This is a genomic window from Duganella alba, assembly GCF_009674495.1.
GTDB classification, from domain to species: Bacteria; Pseudomonadota; Gammaproteobacteria; order Burkholderiales; family Burkholderiaceae_D; genus Rugamonas; species Rugamonas alba.
The window spans coordinates 1-471 of record NZ_WKJN01000095.1 but is presented as its reverse complement, the minus strand read 5'-3'; the positions used below and the strand labels follow the sequence as shown (position 1 = coordinate 471).

1 rRNA gene is annotated in these 471 nt (G+C 52.9%); it reads left to right on the top strand.

The features are described 5' to 3' along the window. Positions 1-21 precede the first annotated feature (21 nt). Positions 22-471, top strand: a 16S ribosomal RNA gene (locus GJ695_RS29400); the annotation flags it as partial.

Sequence of the window (471 nt, the reverse complement as noted above, 5' to 3'; positions counted from 1 at the left end):
AGAGGTCATTAAACAGAGATTAAACTAAAGAGTTTGATCCTGGCTCAGATTGAACGCTGGCGGCATGCCTTACACATGCAAGTCGAACGGCAGCACGGAGCTTGCTCTGGTGGCGAGTGGCGAACGGGTGAGTAATATATCGGAACGTACCCTGGAGTGGGGGATAACGTAGCGAAAGTTACGCTAATACCGCATACGATCTAAGGATGAAAGTGGGGGATCGCAAGACCTCATGCTCCTGGAGCGGCCGATATCTGATTAGCTAGTTGGTGGGGTAAAGGCCCACCAAGGCATCGATCAGTAGCTGGTCTGAGAGGACGACCAGCCACACTGGAACTGAGACACGGTCCAGACTCCTACGGGAGGCAGCAGTGGGGAATTTTGGACAATGGGGGCAACCCTGATCCAGCAATGCCGCGTGAGTGAAGAAGGCCTTCGGGTTGTAAAGCTCTTTTGTCAGGGAAGAAAAGG